Annotated in this window: 21 protein-coding genes and 1 pseudogene; 10 read left to right on the top strand and 12 right to left on the bottom strand. The window is 71.1% G+C overall.

All coding sequences use genetic code 11. The features are described from left to right. Positions 1-412: pseudogene (locus ACFWCK_RS06115) on the bottom strand (hypothetical protein); the annotation flags it as partial. A gap of 340 nt (positions 413-752) precedes the next feature. Further along, complete coding sequence (locus tag ACFWCK_RS06110; protein ID WP_378805025.1) at positions 753-1,988, bottom strand: AI-2E family transporter; 1,236 nt, start codon at positions 1,986-1,988, stop codon at positions 753-755. 73 nt (positions 1,989-2,061) lie between these two features. Here ACFWCK_RS06110 and ACFWCK_RS06105 point away from each other — a divergent pair, with 73 nt between their 5' ends. Continuing rightward, positions 2,062-2,358, top strand: a complete 297-nt coding sequence (locus ACFWCK_RS06105) for a chorismate mutase (RefSeq protein ID WP_233311701.1) — start codon at positions 2,062-2,064, stop codon at positions 2,356-2,358. Between the two features lie 61 nt (positions 2,359-2,419). Here the strand turns inward: ACFWCK_RS06105 and ACFWCK_RS06100 are convergent, their stop codons facing one another. Then, positions 2,420-3,184 carry a histidine phosphatase family protein gene (locus tag ACFWCK_RS06100; protein WP_378805024.1) on the bottom strand — a complete coding sequence of 255 codons (765 nt, stop codon included), beginning with the start codon at positions 3,182-3,184 and terminating at the stop codon, positions 2,420-2,422. 188 nt (positions 3,185-3,372) lie between these two features. Between ACFWCK_RS06100 and ACFWCK_RS06095 the strand changes: the two genes are divergently transcribed. The 6 genes from ACFWCK_RS06095 to ACFWCK_RS06070 all read left to right on the top strand — a co-directional run bounded on the left by ACFWCK_RS06095 (position 3,373) and on the right by ACFWCK_RS06070 (position 8,453). Continuing rightward, positions 3,373-4,287 carry an SIS domain-containing protein gene (locus ACFWCK_RS06095; protein WP_378805023.1) on the top strand — a complete coding sequence of 305 codons (915 nt, stop codon included), beginning with the start codon at positions 3,373-3,375 and terminating at the stop codon, positions 4,285-4,287. A 9-nt stretch (positions 4,288-4,296) separates the two neighbouring features. Then, the gene (locus ACFWCK_RS06090; RefSeq protein WP_378805022.1) at positions 4,297-5,331 is read left to right on the top strand and encodes an ROK family protein; all 1,035 of its coding nucleotides are present in this window, start codon (positions 4,297-4,299) and stop codon (positions 5,329-5,331) included. Continuing rightward, positions 5,328-6,356 carry a 1-phosphofructokinase family hexose kinase gene (locus tag ACFWCK_RS06085; protein WP_378805021.1) on the top strand — a complete coding sequence of 343 codons (1,029 nt, stop codon included), beginning with the start codon at positions 5,328-5,330 and terminating at the stop codon, positions 6,354-6,356. The genes ACFWCK_RS06090 and ACFWCK_RS06085 overlap by 4 nt, the downstream gene beginning before the upstream one ends. After that, a complete protein-coding gene (locus ACFWCK_RS06080; RefSeq protein WP_378805020.1) occupies positions 6,353-7,222 on the top strand; it encodes a ketose-bisphosphate aldolase in 870 nt (289 codons plus the stop codon). Before ACFWCK_RS06085 ends, ACFWCK_RS06080 begins: the two co-directional genes overlap by 4 nt. 109 nt (positions 7,223-7,331) lie before the next feature. Next, the gene (locus tag ACFWCK_RS06075) at positions 7,332-8,108 is read left to right on the top strand and encodes a DeoR/GlpR family DNA-binding transcription regulator (protein ID WP_378805019.1); all 777 of its coding nucleotides are present in this window, start codon (positions 7,332-7,334) and stop codon (positions 8,106-8,108) included. 75 nt (positions 8,109-8,183) lie between these two features. Continuing rightward, complete coding sequence (locus ACFWCK_RS06070) at positions 8,184-8,453, top strand: hypothetical protein (RefSeq protein WP_378805018.1); 270 nt, start codon at positions 8,184-8,186, stop codon at positions 8,451-8,453. A 99-nt stretch (positions 8,454-8,552) separates the two neighbouring features. On the opposite strand, the gene ACFWCK_RS06065 is transcribed toward ACFWCK_RS06070, so the two are convergent. Both ACFWCK_RS06065 and ACFWCK_RS06060 read right to left on the bottom strand, forming a co-directional pair. After that, complete coding sequence (locus ACFWCK_RS06065) at positions 8,553-9,338, bottom strand: alpha/beta fold hydrolase (RefSeq protein ID WP_378805017.1); 786 nt, start codon at positions 9,336-9,338, stop codon at positions 8,553-8,555. Beyond that, complete coding sequence (locus ACFWCK_RS06060) at positions 9,335-9,613, bottom strand: DUF1905 domain-containing protein (protein WP_378805016.1); 279 nt, start codon at positions 9,611-9,613, stop codon at positions 9,335-9,337. The genes ACFWCK_RS06065 and ACFWCK_RS06060 overlap by 4 nt, the downstream gene beginning before the upstream one ends. Positions 9,614-9,694: 81 nt before the next feature. On the opposite strand from ACFWCK_RS06060, the gene ACFWCK_RS06055 reads away from it, so the two are divergent. Beyond that, a complete protein-coding gene (locus ACFWCK_RS06055; RefSeq protein ID WP_378805015.1) occupies positions 9,695-10,309 on the top strand; it encodes a TetR/AcrR family transcriptional regulator in 615 nt (204 codons plus the stop codon). 61 nt (positions 10,310-10,370) lie between these two features. On the opposite strand, the gene ACFWCK_RS06050 is transcribed toward ACFWCK_RS06055, so the two are convergent. From ACFWCK_RS06050 to ACFWCK_RS06035, 4 genes are all read right to left on the bottom strand, one after another. Further along, complete coding sequence (locus tag ACFWCK_RS06050; RefSeq protein ID WP_233311691.1) at positions 10,371-11,057, bottom strand: hypothetical protein; 687 nt, start codon at positions 11,055-11,057, stop codon at positions 10,371-10,373. Beyond that, positions 11,057-12,001: an ABC transporter ATP-binding protein gene (locus tag ACFWCK_RS06045; RefSeq protein WP_378805014.1), complete on the bottom strand. Its 945-nt coding sequence runs from the start codon at positions 11,999-12,001 to the stop codon at positions 11,057-11,059. Before ACFWCK_RS06045 ends, ACFWCK_RS06050 begins: the two co-directional genes overlap by 1 nt. Then, a complete protein-coding gene (locus tag ACFWCK_RS06040; protein WP_378805013.1) occupies positions 11,998-12,396 on the bottom strand; it encodes a GntR family transcriptional regulator in 399 nt (132 codons plus the stop codon). The genes ACFWCK_RS06045 and ACFWCK_RS06040 overlap by 4 nt, the downstream gene beginning before the upstream one ends. Positions 12,397-12,577: 181 nt before the next feature. After that, positions 12,578-13,369, bottom strand: coding sequence for an SDR family NAD(P)-dependent oxidoreductase (locus ACFWCK_RS06035; protein WP_378805012.1), 792 nt, complete (start codon positions 13,367-13,369; stop codon positions 12,578-12,580). A 117-nt stretch (positions 13,370-13,486) separates the two neighbouring features. Between ACFWCK_RS06035 and ACFWCK_RS06030 the strand changes: the two genes are divergently transcribed. Next, complete coding sequence (locus ACFWCK_RS06030) at positions 13,487-13,975, top strand: MarR family winged helix-turn-helix transcriptional regulator (protein ID WP_233311687.1); 489 nt, start codon at positions 13,487-13,489, stop codon at positions 13,973-13,975. A gap of 25 nt (positions 13,976-14,000) precedes the next feature. Here ACFWCK_RS06030 and ACFWCK_RS06025 read toward each other — a convergent pair whose 3' ends face one another. Together ACFWCK_RS06025 and ACFWCK_RS06020 are read right to left on the bottom strand one after the other, a co-directional pair. Further along, positions 14,001-15,170 carry a sensor histidine kinase gene (locus ACFWCK_RS06025; protein ID WP_378805011.1) on the bottom strand — a complete coding sequence of 390 codons (1,170 nt, stop codon included), beginning with the start codon at positions 15,168-15,170 and terminating at the stop codon, positions 14,001-14,003. Beyond that, positions 15,163-15,903, bottom strand: a complete 741-nt coding sequence (locus ACFWCK_RS06020; RefSeq protein ID WP_378805010.1) for a response regulator transcription factor — start codon at positions 15,901-15,903, stop codon at positions 15,163-15,165. Before ACFWCK_RS06020 ends, ACFWCK_RS06025 begins: the two co-directional genes overlap by 8 nt. 86 nt (positions 15,904-15,989) lie before the next feature. Here ACFWCK_RS06020 and ACFWCK_RS06015 point away from each other — a divergent pair, with 86 nt between their 5' ends. Next, entirely contained in the window at positions 15,990-16,754 is a 765-nt protein-coding gene (locus ACFWCK_RS06015; RefSeq protein WP_378805009.1) for a M15 family metallopeptidase, read from the top strand. A 142-nt stretch (positions 16,755-16,896) separates the two neighbouring features. On the opposite strand, the gene ACFWCK_RS06010 is transcribed toward ACFWCK_RS06015, so the two are convergent. Further along, positions 16,897-17,391, bottom strand: coding sequence for an SRPBCC domain-containing protein (locus tag ACFWCK_RS06010; RefSeq protein ID WP_378805008.1), 495 nt, complete (start codon positions 17,389-17,391; stop codon positions 16,897-16,899). Positions 17,392-17,406 lie beyond the last annotated feature (15 nt).

Genomic DNA, 17,406 nt, shown 5'->3' with positions numbered 1-17,406 from the left:
GCGCAGTGTCGTCCAGGCGGGCTCCGGTGTCTTGGATCTGCCGCACGTGCGCCGAGTTGATCCGCGCCTCGGTGAACGCCTGCATCGTCACCGGGAACCGGGTCACGAGTTCTGAAGCGCGGGCCATCCGGCCCTGCACGACCCGGTCCGACATGTGCAGCACCCCCGCCAACTCCGCCGCGACGGACCGGGATGCGAGCTCCACCGCATCACCCCGCCCGGCCGACCTGGCCTCGGCGGCGAGGTGTTCCGCGAAACGCTGCGCGACCGCGAGCTGCGCCTCCCGCACCGCTTGCAGGCGGATGATCGTCGCTTCCGTGTCCCGCACCATGGACGCCAACGCGGCGAGCACGACGACCGGATCCACCGGGTCCACCCCGGGATCCAGAACCGTGCCGGTCGAGCTCGTCATACCCCCATTCAACCCGGGGCCACCGACATTCCCGACCCCGAAAGAACCAGATCAAGCTCGGAAAAGATCACAAATACGTCACGACTCGGAGTCGGTCAAACGCACCCCGTCGAGCCTCGTGGCCGAGGTGAGAAAAACCGGACACAACCAGATGACGAGCGCCCGGTTCCGACTCGTCACCACGGCGAACCCATTCGCGCAAGCAACCACTCGGACGATGCCGAGCCGAGCTGGGCCGATGCGGTGCCAGGCAAGGCCGCCCCCGCGGAAGCCGCGCCCGCGAAGGCCGCGCTCGCGAAGGCCGCGCCCGCGAAAGCCGCGCCGCGTCGATGCCGGACCGCTAGATCCGCCCGTCCTGACGGGGGATCCACACCTGCTTGATGATGATCAGGATCGAGGCGGTCACCGGCACGGCGATGAGGGCTCCGAGCAGGCCGAGGAGCGTGCCGCCGACGAGAGCGCCGATCACGACCAGCGAGCCGGGGATGGAGATCGCCTTGCTCATCACGCGAGGGGTGATGACGTAGGCCTCGATCTGCATGTACACGACGTAGACCGCAGCGAAGATCAGCGCCATGAGTGGCGAGCTGAACAGTGCGATGCCGGTGCCGATGATCCAGAACAGAACGGATCCGACGAGCGGGATCAGCGTGATGAGGAATGCCACCGTCGCCATGAGCGGGGGGAACGGCAGCCCGAGCACCAGATAGAGGAGGAAGACGATCACCGCGTTGATGAAGGCGAGGCCCACCATGCCCATCACATAGCCGCCCACCGATTCGATGATCTGCTCGCTGATGCGGTCGATGGCCTTGCGGTCGCGGGCCGGCGCGAGCCGCAGCAGCCCCGACTTGATCGAGGGGAGCGTCGCGAGGAAGTACAGCGTCAGCACGAGCACGATCAGTCCGCCGGAGATGCCCGTGGCGATGCCCGTCGCGATGCCGGTCCCGATCTGCAGCGCGCCCCCGCCGATCTGCGCGATCCGGCTGGGGTCACTGAGGAACTTCTGCACCTCGGTGACGAGGTCTGTCAGGCCCACGCCGAACTGACCCTCGAGCCACGCATAGAACTGCGTGTGCGTGAAGTTGCGGATCGTTCCGGGGATCCCCGAGATGAACGTCGCGATCTGGTCGATGACGGTCGGCAGGATCGCCAGCACGATGACGACCAGGACGAGTGCAAGCGCCACGATGACCGTGACCACCGACCAGGCGCGGCTCAGCCCGTGCCGCTCGAGCCAGCGCACCGCCGGGTCGAGGCCGAGTGCGGCGAACAGGGCGAAGGCGATGTAGATCAGGACGGTCGACAGGCTGCCGAGCGACAGGCCGAGGAGGATCGCCAGCAGACCGCCGACCGTGGCGAGGAAACCGAAACGGAACGGCTTGTCGATGCGCGTCCAGAACGATGCGCGCGGAGGCGCCGCCTCGATGTACTTGGAGGGGGCGATGTCCTCCGCGGCGGTGTCGTCGGCCGGGGCGACGGTCGCGGTCGCGGTGCCCCCGGTCTCCGCCGTGCCGGCGGGCATCGCGGCGGTGTCGTCCGCCGCCTCCTCGGGGGTGCGGTCTTCGCGGCTCATGGCTTCACTGTAGAGGGCGGGGACGCGTTATCGTCGGAGGGTCCGCCCGTCCGCCGTCCGGTGAGGAGCCCCCATGTCCGCTGCCGATCCCCGCACCGAACTGCTGCGACTGCGCGCCAGTATCGACAACATCGACGCCGCCCTCATCTTCATGCTCGCGGAGCGGTTCCGCTGCACGCAGCAGGTGGGCGTACTCAAGGCCGAGCACGAGATGCCGGCATCGGATCCGGGCCGCGAGGAGCAGCAGGTCGCCCGCCTGCGCGCGCTCGCCGAGGAGGCGCATCTGGATCCGGAATTCGCCGAGAAGTGGTTCAACTTCGTGGTCGCGGAGGTCATCCGCCATCACACCGAGGCCGCCGGATCCCGCTGAACGCGATCGCATCGCACGGTATGCAGGACGGGCCGCAGTCGACGGCCTCGGTGCGCGGAGCTCAGCCCGCGTAGCTCGTGTCGTTCACCGACTGCACGGTCCAGGCGCCCTTCGCGTAGCTGAGGACGTTGACCGCGCCGTTCTCCAGCGGCGCGGGCACGGTAGCGCCGAGCGACTCGAGCAGGCAGGTGATCGACATGCCGCTGGAGACGGCGAGGATCTTTCCCCCATGGCGCATCGGAATCGTTCGGTCGGTGGCCGCGGCGGTGAGCGCGTCGTTCATGCGAGCGGCGACCTGCGCCCAGGTCTCGGTGGGCAGCGTCTTGTCGGGGTTGCTCGCGACGAAGGCATCGATGATGTGCGTGAGCGTGTCCAGCGGCCCTGCGGCGGCGAGCTGCGGGAACGCGGTGGACTGCTTCTCCCCCTCCCAGCCTCCGTATGAGACCTCGCGCAGGCCGGCGACCCGCGTGGGCGTGAGTGACGAACCCGCGGCGGCGAGGATGCCGCTCGCGGTCTGGAAGTGGCGGATCATGTCGGCGGAGAAGGCGGCGTCGAACCCGCCGATCTCAGCCGCCAGGTTGCGGCCGACGTTCGCCGCCGTCGCGACGCCCGCGTCCGTGAGCGGGGAGTCGGACCAGCCCTGGATCCGGCCGGCCTGGTTCAGCCACGTCTTGCCGTGGCGGACCAGGTAGACCGTGACGGTGCGGTTGGGCTGCGCACCCTGGGCGACGGCGTTCGCAGGGGCAGCACCCGTGACGGCGAGCGTGCCTGCGAGAGCGGCGCCTCCGAGCGAGAGCAGGGCGGTGCGACGGGAAAGATCGGGCATGTCATCTCCTTTGATGGATGGGCATCGAAAGCCGTACGACGTTAAGGTTTCGAGTGAGGAAAGCCTAGTGTCATTCAGGTTTTGTCTGTGGATCGATTTCCTGAAGAGGTGACGGAAAGTGCGTGTTTTGTCGTAAGATCGAGCAAGGTCGCGCATTCGCTGCGACCGGAGCCCGCCGAGGAGGACGCATGATCGACCCGAACGAGAATCTCGCCCCCGGCGCCCACATGCGCGCCGAGCTCGACTCGCAGCCCGAGATGTGGGAGCGCGCGGCGGGCATGACGGCCGAGCAGGCCCTGCTGCCGGCGAAAGGGCAGCGCGTCGCCGTGATCGGCTGCGGCACCTCCTGGTTCATGGCCCAGTCCTACGCCGCGCTGCGCGAGCGCGCGGGCTTCGGCATCACCGACGCCTACGCGGCGAGCGAGGCGTTCATGGACCGCGGCTATGACGCCGTCGTCGCCCTGACCCGCTCCGGCACGACCACCGAGGTGCTCGAGCTCGTCGACGAGTTCACCGGTTCCGGATCCGCCCCGCGCATCATCGGCGTGATCGGCGACGAGACCTCGCCGCTGGTGAGCATGGTCGATGACGCGATCCTGCTGCCGTTCGCCGACGAGCAGTCCGTCGTGCAGACCCGATTCGCGACCACCGCGCTCGCGCTCTTCCGCGCCTCGCTCGGTGAGGACCTCGCCGGTGCCGTCGCCGATGCCCGCACCGCGCTCGCCGATGTGGATCCGACCCTCGCGGGCGCCGAGCAGTACACCTTCCTCGGGCGCGGCTGGACGATCGGCCTCGCGCACGAGGCTGCCCTGAAGATGCGCGAGTCGTCGCAGTCGTGGACCGAGTCGTACCCGTCGATGGACTACCGTCACGGCCCGATCGCCATCGCCGCGCCCGGTCGCATCACGTGGCAGTTCGGTGCCGCGCCCGAGGGGCTGGATGCGCAGGTCGCCGCAACCGGCGGACGCTGGGTGCAGCACCCGATCGACCCGATGGCCGACCTCGCACGCCTGCACCGGGTCGCCCTCGACCGTGCGCTCGCCAAGGGACTCAACCCCGACGAGCCGCGCAACCTCACCCGTTCGGTCATCCTCGAGGACTGAGCGCCGGCGATGACCACCCCTGACGACGGTGTCGCGGTGAACATCCGCGCGCATGAAGCGGCCGAGGCAGCCCGCGCCGTGCCCGACGTGGTCGCCGATGCCTCCGGAGACCTCCTTGCAGAGGCCGCGGAGCTCGGTGCCGGCGCACCCGTGCTCGCGTTCGACGTGGGCGGCACCGACATCAAGTCGGCCCTGTTCGACGCCGACGGCGTCATGCTCGGGCTGCGCCGCACGCCGACGCCCGACCCCGGGGTCGACCTGCCGGAGCGGCTCATCGACCGCCTGGTCGAGCTCGGGGCGCAGCTGCGCGAGGAGCATCCCGAGGTGGATCCGGTCGCGGTGGGGCTGGTCGTGCCGGGCATCGTCGACGAGGTGGCCGGGATCGGCGTGTTCGCCAGCAACATGGGCTGGCGGGACGCCCCGATCCGCGCCCTCGCGGAGGAGGCGTTCGGCCTGCCCGTCGCGTTCGACCACGACGTGCGCACCGGCGGCTGGGCCGAGCACGTGCTCGGCGGCGCGCGCCCCTATCCGGACTCGATCGTGCTGATCATCGGCACCGGGATCGCCGGGGCCCTGCTGCTGGGCGGAGTGCCCTTCACGTCGGGCGGCTACGCCGGTGAGGTCGGCCACTCGCCGGTCGCAGACGAGCCGCTCTGCCCGTGCGGTGCGCGGGGCTGCCTCGAGGCCATCGCCTCGGCGGGAGCGATCGCCCGGCGCTACACCGACCGCACCGGCATCGCGGTGGACGGCGCGAAGGAGGTCATCGCGCTCGCCGGTGCCGGCGATGAGGTCGCTGCGGCCGTCTGGAACGACGCGCTCGACGCGCTCGCCCTGTCGCTCGCGCAGCTCACCGCGGTCGTCGCGCCGCAGGCCGTCATCATCGGCGGTGGACTCTCCCGGGCAGGCGGCGCCCTGTTCGACGAGCTGCGCGCGCGCCTGAAGGCGCGCCTCAGCTTCCACCGCATCCCGGATCTGGTCCCCGCGCAGCTGCTCGGCAACGCCGGCATCCTGGGCGCGGCGCTGCGCGCGAGGAGCCTCGCATGATCGTCACCGTCACTCCGAATCCGGCGCTGGATCTCACCTGGCACGTCGAGCGGATCGTGCCCGGCGGCACCCATCGCGCCGACACCGGGGTCGCCCGCGCGGGCGGCAAGGGCCTGAACGTCGCCCGGGTGGCGCACGCGCAGGGCGCCCCCGTGCTCGCGCTGGCCACCGCGGGCGGACCGACCGGCGACGAGTTCGCCGCGGAGCTCGCCTCGTCCGGTGTGCCCCACGAACTCACTCCGGTCCAGGGGGCGACCCGCCGCAGCGTCGCCCTCGTCGACGAGCATCTCGGCGACACCACGATCGTGAACGAGCGCGGCGTCGCCCCGACCGCGCGGGAGTGGGACGCGCTCCGCGCCGCTGTCGCCCGGGCGCTGGCGATGGGGAGTCCCGTCCGAGACGTCGTCGACGCATCCGGATCCGCATCCGGACGTGCTGCGGTGAAGAAGATCAAGCCCGTCCTCGTCCTCTCCGGATCGCTCCCTCCCGGAACCCCCGACGATCTGCTGCCGTCGCTCATCCGGATCGGCCGCGACGCCGGCGCGATCGTGATCGCCGACACGTCAGGGCCGGCGCTTCTCGCCGCCGCCGATGCCGGCGCGACCGTGCTCAAGCCCAACGCGGCCGAGCTCGCCGAGGCGACCGGCATCGCCGATCCCATCGCCGGGGCGTGCGAGCTGCTGCACCGCGGCGCATCGCTGGTGCTGCTCTCCCGCGGGGTGGACGGGATGCTGGCCGTCACCTCCGACGAGATCGTCCGCGCCCGGCTCGCCGAGCCCCTCGCCGGCAACCCGACCGGTGCGGGCGATGCGGCCGTCGCCGCGTGCGCCGTGCTGATGGCGCAGGGCGAGAAGAAGCCGACGGTGCTGCTGCGACGCGCGACGGCATGGTCGGCCGCCGCCGTGCTGATGCCGCTCGCCGGCGAGATCCACCCGTCGTGGCCCGACCTCGAATCCGCCCTGATCGTCGACAGCCCGCCCCTGACGGCGCTGAGCAGACCGTCTACCGAAAGGACCCCCCGATGACCCTCGTCTCCGCCCGCGACCTCGTGCACGACGCGGCCCGCCGCGGCACCGGCGTCGGCGCGTTCAACGTCATCCACCTGGAGACGGCCGAGGCACTGGTCGCGGCGTCCGCACAGGCCGAACTGCCCGTGATCCTGCAGATCTCGCAGAACTGCGCCGACTACCACGGCGGGCTCGAGCCCATCGCGCTGGCCACGCTGGCGGTCGCCCGGCGCGCGGTCACGCCGGTCGCGGTGCACCTCGACCACGCCGAGCGTCCCGAGCTCGTGGACGAGGCCCTCGCGCTCGGGTTCGGATCCGTGATGTTCGACGGCGGCAAGCTCGACTACGCCGAGAACGTCGCCCTCACGGCCCAGGTCGTCGAACGCGCCCACGCCGCCGAGGTGTACGTCGAGGGCGAGCTCGGCGAGGTGGGCGGCAAGGACGGAGCGCACGCCCCCGGGGTGCGCACGGATCCGCAGGAGGCTCGGGCCTTCGTCGCGGAGACCGGGGTCGACGCCCTCGCCGTGGCCGTCGGCTCCTCGCACGCGATGACCGACCGCACCGCGGCGCTCGACCTCGACCTCATCGCACGTCTGCGCGAGGCCCTGCGCGGCGCGGGGGAGGACGGCGTCGACGTGCCGCTCGTGCTGCACGGATCCAGCGGCGTGCCGGATGATGCGATCTCCGCCGCGGTCCGCGCGGGCATGACGAAGATCAACGTCTCCACGCACCTGAACGGCTTCTTCACGCGGGCGATCCGGGAGAGGCTGGAGGCGGATCCGCGTCTCGTCGATTCCCGGAAGTATCTCGCGCCCGCCCGCGACGCGGTCGCCGGGGAGGCCGCACGGCTGCTGCGGCTGTTCGCCCTTCAGGACGCGTCGTGACGCGGTTCCGTCTCGGGCGGGATTCCCGTTTCGAAGCGCGCACATGGCCGGATCTTCGCCTGAGATGCAGCCATTTGCGCGCTTCGAACGCCGGCTCCGGAGTCCGCGCATGAACCGGGCGAACCGTCTCACAGCGATCCTCGACCTGCTCGCCGCCCGCGGCGACGTGTCCGTGGAGGAGCTCGCCGAGCGCCTCGACGCCTCGGCAGCCACCATCCGCCGCGATCTGGACAGTCTGTCCGAGCGGCGCCTGTTGACCCGCACCCACGGCGGGGCGGTGGCGCAGTCCGTCGCCTACGAGCTGCCGATCCGGTACAAGAGCCACCAGCGCACCTCGCAGAAGGAGCGCATCGCGCAGGCCGCGTCCGCGCTGGTGGCGCCCGGATCCGTGGTCGGACTCTCCGGGGGCACCACGACCACCGCGATCGCGACGGCGCTCGCCGCGAGGGAGGACCTCGCGGACCAGGGGCTCACGGTGGTCACGAACGCCGTGAACATCGCCGCGCAGCTCGCGACGCGCCCCGACATCAAGGTCGTGGTCACGGGCGGAGTGATCCACTCCCGCAGCTACGAGCTCGTCGGGCCGTTCGTGGAGCAGCTGCTCGCGGGGATCGCACTGGACATCGCCTTCATCGGCGTGAACGCCGTGTCGGCCGACGGGATGGCGAGCACGCATGACGAGCGCGAGGCGGCCGTGAACCGCATGATGGCGAGCCGTGCACGGCGCGCGGTGATCGTCGCCGACTCGTCGAAGATCGGCGCCTCTGCGTTCGCCGCGGTCGGCGGATCCGACCTGTTCCCGACGCTGCTCACCGACGACGGCATCGCGCCAGGCGATCGGAGCGCCCTGCGTGAGGCCGGCTACGACGTGGTCCTGGTGCCCTGAGCCGTGGTTCTCGCCGCCGGAGCGAGGATCGGGAACGCACTCGCGCTCTCACGGAGGAGTTCGTATCCTTCGGATATGAGTGAGACTCCGGTTCCTCGCCTCACCCGCGGGTACGTCTTCTTCATCTGGACGCTGGCGATCCTGATCGGTGCGGGCGCAGGAGCGGGCCTCGGCGTTCTGACTCGGAACGTCTGGGTCGGGATCGTGTCGGGCGTGGCCGTCATCGCTCTCGTGGGGTTCTCATCCATGCTCTCCGCTCGACGGGAAGGTCGCGGCACCTTCGAGGCCGCGCCCCCATGGACCGGCGATGCGGGAGTCCGCCACCACAACGGCGGGTCCGTGTAGCCGCCCGCGCAGCATCCCCCGCGACCGTCGCCTTCGGGAAACGATGGCGATGGTCGCGGGGCGTTCCGTGACGCCGCGCTAGGACGTACCGCGCCCGCCTCAGCGCACGGCTCCGGCGAGCAGGCGGGCGAGGCGGTCCGCCATCGCGTTCGGCTCCCACTCGTGCCAGGCGCCGGGAAGCTCCTCCGCGGTTCCGTGCGCCGCCGATGCGGCGATGGCGGCGGCCGCCTCGGCCATGCCCGGGAAGGTCTCCGCACCGACGACCGCGAGCACGGGGGCCGCGAGCCCGGCGAGGAAGGCGCCCGGCGACTGCTCCTCCACGATGGCGAGGGCGGTGCTGTCCGGGATCCAGCTGTGCACGAGCGCCGGGAACTGCGGTGACGTGCGCAGCTCGTCGATCCACTCGGGCGGCATGCCCACCATGTAGCTCACGATGGCGCCCTCGAGATCGCCCGCGTCGATGTGCCGGCGCACGTCGGCCCACCACGCCGGCGCTCCCTCGGGGAACTGCCAGAGCGGTGCCTCCCAGAGCACGAGTCCGGCGAGAGCGGGTATCCGGTCGGTGCCGAGCATCGCCAGCGCGCACCCCGAGGAGTGCCCGACCAGTGCGACTTGTCCGCCGAGCGCGTCGGCGACCGCCGCGATCGCGGCGAGCTCACGCTCGAGTTCGATCGGGCCGGACGCGGACGAGTCGCCCCGTCCGACGCGATCGGGCACGGCGGCCCTGAAGCCGCGCTCGGCGAGCAGGCGCGCCGTCTCGGACGGGGTCGGGTTCGCCGCGCGCTCGAGCCCGGCGCCCTGGACGAAGAGCGCGGCGGGGCCTCCCTCGGGGCCGTGCACCTCGACGCCGACCGTGTCGCCGAGGGCCGTGCGCACCCGCATCATGCCCCCGGTCCGTCCAGGCGCACGTGCACGAGGTCGCCGGCGGCCTTGCCGATCGCCGCGCGGGTGGCGGCCTTGACCGGGCCGACGTGGGCGCCGTTGCCGACGGGCATGAGCGTGATGGCGACGGGGTGGTCATCGACGGTTCCCGTCACGCGCACCGGTCGGCCGGTGCCGAAGAACGCGCGGGAGTCGGGGACGTCGAACACCGTCCACGATGCGGCCTCGGGCGCGACGCGGAGCCGGGCGTCGAACTGAAGGGCGGACTTCTCTGCCATGGGACACCTCCACTTTCTAGACCAATGAGTCTTGTTTGGATACTAGACTCACGAGTATGATTTAGGCAAGGAGGTGATCGGATGCGCCCGAGTTCGCAGCCCAAGCGCGCCGCGGCCCTCGCCGCGGCCGAGCGGCAGTTCCTCGCGACCGGATACGAGTCGGTCACGATGGACTCGATCGCGCAGGAGTCCGGCGTCGCGAAGCAGACCTTGTACAGCCATTTCGGCAGCAAGCGCGACCTGTTCCTGGAGATCGTCACTGCGCAGACCGAGGGGGCCAGCGCCTCGGTGCTCGAACCCGCGCCACGATTCGCCGACGCATCCCGCGCGCGCGGCGACCTGCGCGACCTGCTCGTAGCGCAGCTGAGCGCCGTGCTCGCGCCGCGGATCCTGGCGCTGCGCCGCCTCGTGATCGGCGAGCTGCGACGTTCGCCGGAGCTCGCCGAGGCCCTCTACGAGCGGGGTCCCCGCCGGGCGATCATCGCGCTCACGGCCGTCGTCGAAGACCTCCAGGCGGCAGGGCTCGTCCGCGCGGTCGACGCCGAGCTGGCGGCGACGCAGCTGAACTGGCTGGTGATGGGCGAGCCGATCAACCGTGCGATGCTGCTCGGGGATGACGCCGCCCTGCCCGCGGCGCAGATCCCCGCACACGTCGACACCGCGCTCGACATGTTCTTCGCCGCATACGGCGTGTGAACCCGGCGACAGGAGAAGGGCCCGGCCGCCATGGCCGGGCCCTTCTCCTGCATGCCGCCGATCAGGGGATCGCGCGGCGCAGAACCAGGTACGAGATCCCGGCGAGCACCGCGATCGCGACCAGGCCCCAGAGCGCCAGGCCGAGCGCGCCGAGCCCGGCGAGGCCTGCGCCCACCTGTCCCCAGAGCTCGAACCTGGTGATCACGAACACGACGCCGACCAGCGCCGCGCCGACTCCCACGCCGACGACGGCGATCGCGAGCGCCCCGGCGCGCTTGAAGATCGTGGCGCCGGTGAAGCCGACCAGGAAGAGGAACAGGGCGAGCGTGAAGTACGTCAGTGCCGCGGCGAGCGGACCGCCTTCCCAGACCCAAGGCAGTCGGAACACGTAGCCGTTCACGCCCCAGCCGTGCGTCACATCCTCGATCCAGCCACCCAGCAGGAACACGGCGGTGAGAAGCAGCGCGCCGCCGATCGCGGTGAGCAGAGTGCCGAGGAAGAACTCGCGACGTGTGACGCTCAGCGCCTGGGAGAACGGGAAGGTCAGCGTCAGAGCCTGCAGGCCGAGCGCGAAGAAGTACCAGAGCGGCGCCTGGCCCGCGCCGCCGTACTTCGGTCCGTCGGACGGGATCATCGCGTAGATGACGATCGACAGCGCCAGTGCGGAGCCGAGGACGATCAGCGGGATCCACACCCAGGTCTGCTTGTTGACGAGCTGAAGGCGGACGACGTTCAGGATCCGGGACATCAGCGCACCTCCTTCGTGAGCGACAGGGGTTCTCCGTGCGATTCGGCGAGAGGGGAAGCAGTCGGTGCGTCATCACCGGAGCGCTGTGTGAGGCGCACGATGAGCTGCTGCAGCGACACCGGGGCGAGGTCGAGGCCGGCGTCGACGATGCCGGCGCGGTCCTCCGGAGTGAGCCGGCCCAGCACCGTGGCCGAGGCCACCCGGCCGAGCGCCTCGCGATGCAGGATCTCCCGTCCCGCGGTCCAGGCGTCGACCGCCGCCGCATCCCCGACCACCGTCGAGGCGCGACCGCGCACGGCGTCCGTGTCCTCGTCGAGCAGGATCCGCCCGTCGTCGATCACGATGACCCGCTCGATCAGGTTCGCGACCTCGTCGATCAGGTGCGAGGACAGGATGATCGTGCGCGGGTGCTCGACGTAGTCCTCGAGCAGGCGGTCGTAGAAGATCTGCCGGGCCACGGCGTCGAGGCCGAGGTACGGCTCGTCGAAGAAGGTGACCTCGGCGCGTGAGGCGAGTCCGATGATCACGCCGACCGCGGAGAGCTGGCCGCGGGAGAGCTTCTTGATGCGGCGCTTCATCGGCAGCTGGAACTCGTCGGCGAGCCGATCGGCGAGCTGCTGGTCCCAGTTCGGGAAGAACAGCCGTGCGGCGCGCAGCGCGTGGATCGGCGCCGCGTCGTCCGGGTACTTCTGGCTCTCGCGCACGAAGCACACCCGGCTCAGCACGTGCGCATTCTCGTAGGGATTCTCGCCGAACACCCGGACGTTGCCCGAGGTGGCGAAGTTCTGCGCCGTGAGGATCGACATGAGCGTGGTCTTGCCGGCGCCGTTGCGGCCGAGCAGGCCGTAGATCGTGTCGGGTTCGATGGACAGTGAGACATTGTCGAGCGCGAGCTTCTCGCGGTAGCGCTTCGCGAGGTTCGACACCTCGATGACGGCGGTCATGCGCGGTTCCCTTCGGTGCGTGCGGTGGTCGGGGCGGCGAGTGCGGCGCGTTCGCGCAGCAGGGCGGCCAGATCGTCCTCACCGAGCCCGAGCGTGCGGGCCTCGGCGAGGAGCGGATCGATGAAGCGGTCCGCGAACGCGGTGCGGCGCTCGCGGAGCAGGATGTCGCGAGCGCCGACGGCGACGAACATGCCGATGCCGCGGCGCTTGACGAGCACTCCCTTGTCGGTGAGCATGGCCACTCCCTTCGCGGCGGTTGCGGGGTTGATCCGGTAGAACGCGGCGAGTTCGTTCGTGGACGGGGCCTGCGCGTCTTCGGCGAGCGTGCCGTCGACGATGGAGTCCTCGATCGCCTCGGCGATCTGAAGGAAGAGCGGTCGGCCTTCGTCGATCACGGATGTCCTCGTTGCGGTCAGTCGGTTAGTTACTCGACTAACTAACCACCGAACCTGAGGAGTGTCAAGTGCGGATCCGATGCCGACGCCGAGCGCAGGTTCCCGCCGAGGCGGTCGGTCACCCGCGTGTATGTCGCTGCAGTGCCGCGGGCGCCTTGCGCTCCGGCGCAGATGACGCGGGTCAGAGCATCGTGGTGAGCACGCCGCCATCGGCGCGCACGGCGGATCCGTTGGTGGCCGAGGAGCGGGGGCTGGCCAGGTAGGCGACGAGGTTCGCGATCTCCGCAGGGTCGATGAACCGCTCGAGCAGGGTCGTGCGGTTCTGGCCGATGATCGCGGCCTTGACCGTCCCGACGTCCACGCCCTGGGCGGCGGCGAGCTGGGTGACGACCGCCTCCACTCCGTCGGAATAGGTCGGGCCGCCGAGGATGCTGTTGACGGTGACACCCGTCCCGCGGGTGAGCTTGGAAAGGCCGTTGGCGAGGGCGAGCATCGCGGCCTTGGTGGCGCCGTAGTGGATCATGTCGGCGGGCACGTCGACACCGGACTCGCTGGCGATGAACACGACCCGCCCCCACCCGCGGCGCAGCATGCCCGGCAGAAGTGCTCGCGAGAGCCGGACGCCGCTCATCACGTTGACGTCGAAATAACGCTGCCAGTCCTCGTCGGCGATGTCGCTGAACGGCGCGACCCCGAACAGGCCGACGTTGTTCACCAGGACGTCGACCTCGCCGATGTCCTGCAGCAGACGGGAGGTCTCCCCGGGGTCGGCGAGGTCGGCGGCGACTCCGCGCAGCAGCGCTCCCGGATGCTCCGAGCGCAGTCGGGACACGGCGGCATCGACGGTGGCAGGGGTGCGCCCGTTGATGGTGACCTCCGCCCCCTCGGCGGTGAGTGCGGAGGCGATGGCATAGCCGATGCCCTGGGTGGATCCGCTCACGAAAGCCGTCCTGCCGTGCAGTTCCAGGTTCATATCGCTCCGTTCCGGACGGCGTCGGTGTCGCCGTTTCACTTGCTTGGGAAAGTCAACCTACGCGTATTCAGTTGCTTGAGCAAGTCACGCTCTTCGGTTTCGAGGTATCCTGACCTCGTGCCCGAGCCCACGAGATCCGCCACGACGCCGCTGCCCAGAGCGGAGATCTGGGCGTCCGTCGCGACGCTCCTGGAGCGTCTTCCTGCCGCGCTCGACGCCCAGCTGCAGCGGGACAGCGGCCTGACGCACTTCGAGTTCGGGATCCTCTACGCGCTCGACGCCGCCGAGGGGCGATCTTTGCGCTTGAGCGTGCTCGCCGGGTTCGCGAGCTGCACGCTCTCGCGGCTCTCGCGTGCGGTCTCACGCCTCGAGCAGCGCGGCTGGGTCCGGCGTGTGATCGACCAGACGGATGGACGGTTCACCCTCGCCGTGCTGTCGGAGGACGGCCACGCGAAGGTCCAGCAGGCGACCCCGGGTCACGAGGCGCTCGTCGACACGCTCGTCTTCGACGTCCTCACCGCCGCCCAGGCGCGACAGCTCGGCATCGCCAGTCGGCGGATCTCGGCGGCCATCGCCCCCGACCCGATCTGGATCCCGCCGAGCTGAGGTCGACGCGCAGCGCCGACCCGCGTCACTCCAGCGGGAAGGTCGCCTCGACGCGCAGGCCGCCCGCGGGCAGGGCGGTCAGCTCGAGCGCCCCACCCAGCACGTCGACGATCGAACCGGCGATCGCCAGGCCCAGGCCGGATCCGCCGTGCGCCCCGTCGCGGGTGCGGCCGGCGCCGCGCTGGAACGGCTCGACCAGCGTGGCGACCACGGCCGGGTCGAGCCGGTCTCCGGTGTTCTCGACGACCAGCGCACCCTGCCCGCCGAGACGGAGCGTGCGCACGGTGGCGGATCCGCCGGAGGGCAGATTGTGCACGAGGGCGTTCTGCACGAGGTTCAGGGCGAGCTGGTCGAGCAGCGCCGCGTCCCCGCGGACCATGACCGGGTCGCCGACCGCGTCGAGCCGCACGTCACGAGCCGCGGCCACCTCGTGCAGCAGCTCGACAGCGCCCTCCGCGGCCAGGGACAGGTCGACGGGGATGCGTGCGGGCGGGCGGGCGTCGAGCCGCGCGAGCAGCAGCAGCGCCTCGGTCAGGGCGATCGCGCGCTCGTTCGCGGTGCGCAGGCGCACGAGCAACTGAGGGATGTCGGGATCCGGATCCGCTTCGGCCACGTCGAGCACGGCGCGGGTGATCGCGAGCGGGGTGCGCAGCTCGTGAGACGCGTTCGCGGCGAAGCGGCGCTCGCGCTGCAGGTCGCCTTGGATGCGGTCCAGCATGCCGTCGAAGACGTCGGCGAGGCGCCGGAACTCGTCGTCGCGGCCCGGCAGCGCGATCCGCGCGTCCAGGTCGCCGTCGCTCACGGCCTGCGCTGTCTCGCCGATCACGGTGAGCGGGCGCAGCACCCGGCCGGCCAGGAGCCAGCCGCCGAGCACGCCGACCGCGATGAGCCCGAGCAGCGCCCACGTGGCGGGCGGAACGAACGCGCGGATGATGTCGGTGCGATTCGGCGCCCAGCTCGTGCCGGCGATCGGGTCGGTGTTGTAGACCGTGCCGTCGGGCACGTAGCGCAGCAGCCACAGCGCGACGACGCCGAGCAGCACGGCGCCCGCCACCGCGACGAGCGCGACGTAGCTGAGCGTGAGTCGCCAGCGCACCGACAGGCCGGCAGTGCGGACCGGGCGGGGTGGGAGGGTCGGCGTCGAGGGGAGTGCCGGCCTCGGCGGCTCTGCGGGGCTCGACGACGCGTCAGGCATTCCTCGTGCGCCCCGGCATCGTCGCGTCCTCGTCCGTCGCCTCGTCGCCCGTATCGCCATCGCGCGCGCTGCCGTCGACGTCGATCCGGTAGCCGACCCCCGGCACGGTGAGGATCGCCCAGGGCTCGCCGAGCCGCTTGCGCAGCGCCGAGACCGTGATGCGCACGGCGTTCGTGAACGGATCCGCGTTCTCGTCCCAGGCGCGCTCGAGCAGCTCCTCGGCGCTGATCACGCCGCCGCCGGCCTCGACGAGCACCTGCAGCACCGCGAACTGCTTGCGGGTGAGGGCGACGTAGCGTCCGTCGCGGTACACCTCGCGGCGGAACGGGTCGAGCCTGATGCCGGCCAGCTCGTGCACCGGCGGTGTCGACCGCGGGGCGCGCCGCGCCAGCGCCCTGATCCGCAGGACCAGCTCGCGCATCTCGAACGGCTTGGTCAGGTAGTCGTCGGCGCCGAGCTCGAAACCGGTCGCCTTGTCGTCGAGGCGATCGGCGGCGGTGAGCATGAGGATCGGTAGACCGGATCCGGAGGCGACGATCGCCTGGGCGATGTCGTCCCCGCTCGGACCGGGGATGTCCCGGTCGAGCACCGCCACGTCGTAGGTGTTGATGTCCAGCAGCTCCAGGGCGAGGTGCCCGTCCCCGGCGGTGTCCGCGGCGATCGCCGCGAGACGCAGCCCGTCACGGACCGCTCCGGCCAGGGCGGGTTCGTCCTCCACGATCAGCACGCGCATGCCAGAAGCCTAAGCACAGCGGCATATCGCGGGCGTATGCGAAAACGCGAACGGCCGGGCAACGTCCGCCTCGATGGGGTGGAGGCATGGACACGAACACCTCTGCTCCGCTGCGACCCGGATCCGCACCGGAATGGATCCTGCCCCGGGAGCCCGACGTCGAGGGGATGCGCGCGGCGATGCGGATCCCGGCCCCGCGGCACCCGGCGTCACAGGCTCCCCGACGGCGCCGGCGGCTGTTCCGGTTCTTCGCGACGCTGACGGTGCTCGCGTTGCTGGGCGCCGGCACCGCCGCCGCGGTGATCACGGCCGCCGTCACGGCGCGCCCCGACTATCCGGGCCCCGTGGCGGCGGGCGACGGCGGATCCGCCTCCGCACGCGGCGGCGGCATGCCGACCGCCGAGGACGGCTACATCGCGGACGGCGACTCGGTGTCGCTGCAGGACTCGGCCCCCGCGGTGTCGAAGCTGGAACCCGGCCTGCGCGAGGCGCTCGAGCAGGCGCTCGCCGCGGCCGAGGAGGACGGGCTCGAGCTGCGGGTGGCGAGCGGTTGGCGCTCGAAGGCGTACCAGGCCTGGCTGCTGCGCGACGCCGTGCGCACCTATGGATCCGAGGCCGAGGCGTCGCGCTGGGTGGGCACGCCCGAGACGTCGCTGCACGTCAAGGGCCAGGCGGTCGACATCGCCCCCTACGACGCTGCGGACTGGCTGAACCGCCACGGCGCGCAGTTCGGGCTGTGCCGCACATACGACAACGAGGCCTGGCATTTCGAGCTCAGCCCCTCCGCGAAGGACCAGGGATGCCCGGCGATGTACCGCGACCCGACCGAGGATCCGCGGATGCGGGGCTGACCGGCCGGATCCGGTGCGGCTTGGCAGGTCGTTCGCTGGTCTCGTGTTGCCCTTTCGCGGCCGTGTAAGGGGCGCTATGCGACCAGCGAGCGGAGGTGGATCCGCACGGAGGCGTTGGAGAGGACTGCCTGCCTCGCGAGAGCTACTTGTAGAAGCCGTCGCGCAGGTTGATGCCGTGCTCGAGCCAGGCCTTGAGTGCTGCGAGCATGCCGGTCCAGCCCTCGCAGTTGCCGAAGGCGCTCTTCGCGCCGCCCGTGGTGGCGCGCCACGTCGACTCTGTGATCGTGACGAGGGTGCGCGCACCCCCGTCGATCGGGGCGAACTCGAACACCGTGCGCGTGGTGCCGGTGTCGTTGCTGCCAGGGGCCGCCGCCCACTCGATCACGATGCGCTCAGGGGCCTTCGCCTCGATGACCACGACGGGGAAGCGTCCGGGGAAGTCGGCGAAGTCCCAGCTGACCTCGGCGCCGGGTTCGAGGCGGCCCCGAGCTCCGCCCGTCGTGAAGTAGCGGGAGAGCTGCGCAGGATCGGCGACAGCCTCGAAGACCTCCGCGGGCGGGCGGGAGACGCGGCCGGAGACGGAGAAGGACAGCTCGGTGAGCGGAGCCATGTCCGCAGCGATTTCGATCTGAGACATGTTGTAAGATTACAA

Source organism: Microbacterium sp. NPDC060117, assembly GCF_042729315.1.
Lineage (GTDB): Bacteria > Actinomycetota > Actinomycetes > Actinomycetales > Microbacteriaceae > Microbacterium.
The sequence above is the reverse complement of the archived record's forward strand: the minus strand, read 5'-3'. Positions and strand labels throughout refer to the sequence as shown.

What these genes read in the sequence shown, in the direction of transcription:
- ACFWCK_RS06025 (WP_378805011.1), bottom strand. Translation starts at nt 15,170, where the DNA reads ATGCCTGACGCGTCGTCGAGCCCCGCAGAGCCGCCGAGGCCGGCACTC.
- ACFWCK_RS06110 (WP_378805025.1), bottom strand. Translation starts at nt 1,988, where the DNA reads ATGAGCCGCGAAGACCGCACCCCCGAGGAGGCGGCGGACGACACCGCC.
- ACFWCK_RS06065 (WP_378805017.1), bottom strand. Translation starts at nt 9,338, where the DNA reads ATGATGCGGGTGCGCACGGCCCTCGGCGACACGGTCGGCGTCGAGGTG.
- ACFWCK_RS06015 (WP_378805009.1), top strand. Translation starts at nt 15,990, where the DNA reads ATGGACACGAACACCTCTGCTCCGCTGCGACCCGGATCCGCACCGGAA.
- ACFWCK_RS06090 (WP_378805022.1), top strand. Translation starts at nt 4,297, where the DNA reads ATGACCACCCCTGACGACGGTGTCGCGGTGAACATCCGCGCGCATGAA.
- ACFWCK_RS06060 (WP_378805016.1), bottom strand. Translation starts at nt 9,613, where the DNA reads ATGGCAGAGAAGTCCGCCCTTCAGTTCGACGCCCGGCTCCGCGTCGCG.
- ACFWCK_RS06010 (WP_378805008.1), bottom strand. Translation starts at nt 17,391, where the DNA reads ATGTCTCAGATCGAAATCGCTGCGGACATGGCTCCGCTCACCGAGCTG.
- ACFWCK_RS06080 (WP_378805020.1), top strand. Translation starts at nt 6,353, where the DNA reads ATGACCCTCGTCTCCGCCCGCGACCTCGTGCACGACGCGGCCCGCCGC.
- ACFWCK_RS06105 (WP_233311701.1), top strand. Translation starts at nt 2,062, where the DNA reads ATGTCCGCTGCCGATCCCCGCACCGAACTGCTGCGACTGCGCGCCAGT.
- ACFWCK_RS06095 (WP_378805023.1), top strand. Translation starts at nt 3,373, where the DNA reads ATGATCGACCCGAACGAGAATCTCGCCCCCGGCGCCCACATGCGCGCC.
- ACFWCK_RS06045 (WP_378805014.1), bottom strand. Translation starts at nt 12,001, where the DNA reads ATGACCGCCGTCATCGAGGTGTCGAACCTCGCGAAGCGCTACCGCGAG.
- ACFWCK_RS06055 (WP_378805015.1), top strand. Translation starts at nt 9,695, where the DNA reads ATGCGCCCGAGTTCGCAGCCCAAGCGCGCCGCGGCCCTCGCCGCGGCC.
- ACFWCK_RS06085 (WP_378805021.1), top strand. Translation starts at nt 5,328, where the DNA reads ATGATCGTCACCGTCACTCCGAATCCGGCGCTGGATCTCACCTGGCAC.
- ACFWCK_RS06075 (WP_378805019.1), top strand. Translation starts at nt 7,332, where the DNA reads ATGAACCGGGCGAACCGTCTCACAGCGATCCTCGACCTGCTCGCCGCC.
- ACFWCK_RS06100 (WP_378805024.1), bottom strand. Translation starts at nt 3,184, where the DNA reads ATGCCCGATCTTTCCCGTCGCACCGCCCTGCTCTCGCTCGGAGGCGCC.
- ACFWCK_RS06020 (WP_378805010.1), bottom strand. Translation starts at nt 15,903, where the DNA reads ATGCGCGTGCTGATCGTGGAGGACGAACCCGCCCTGGCCGGAGCGGTC.
- ACFWCK_RS06070 (WP_378805018.1), top strand. Translation starts at nt 8,184, where the DNA reads ATGAGTGAGACTCCGGTTCCTCGCCTCACCCGCGGGTACGTCTTCTTC.
- ACFWCK_RS06035 (WP_378805012.1), bottom strand. Translation starts at nt 13,369, where the DNA reads ATGAACCTGGAACTGCACGGCAGGACGGCTTTCGTGAGCGGATCCACC.
- ACFWCK_RS06050 (WP_233311691.1), bottom strand. Translation starts at nt 11,057, where the DNA reads ATGTCCCGGATCCTGAACGTCGTCCGCCTTCAGCTCGTCAACAAGCAG.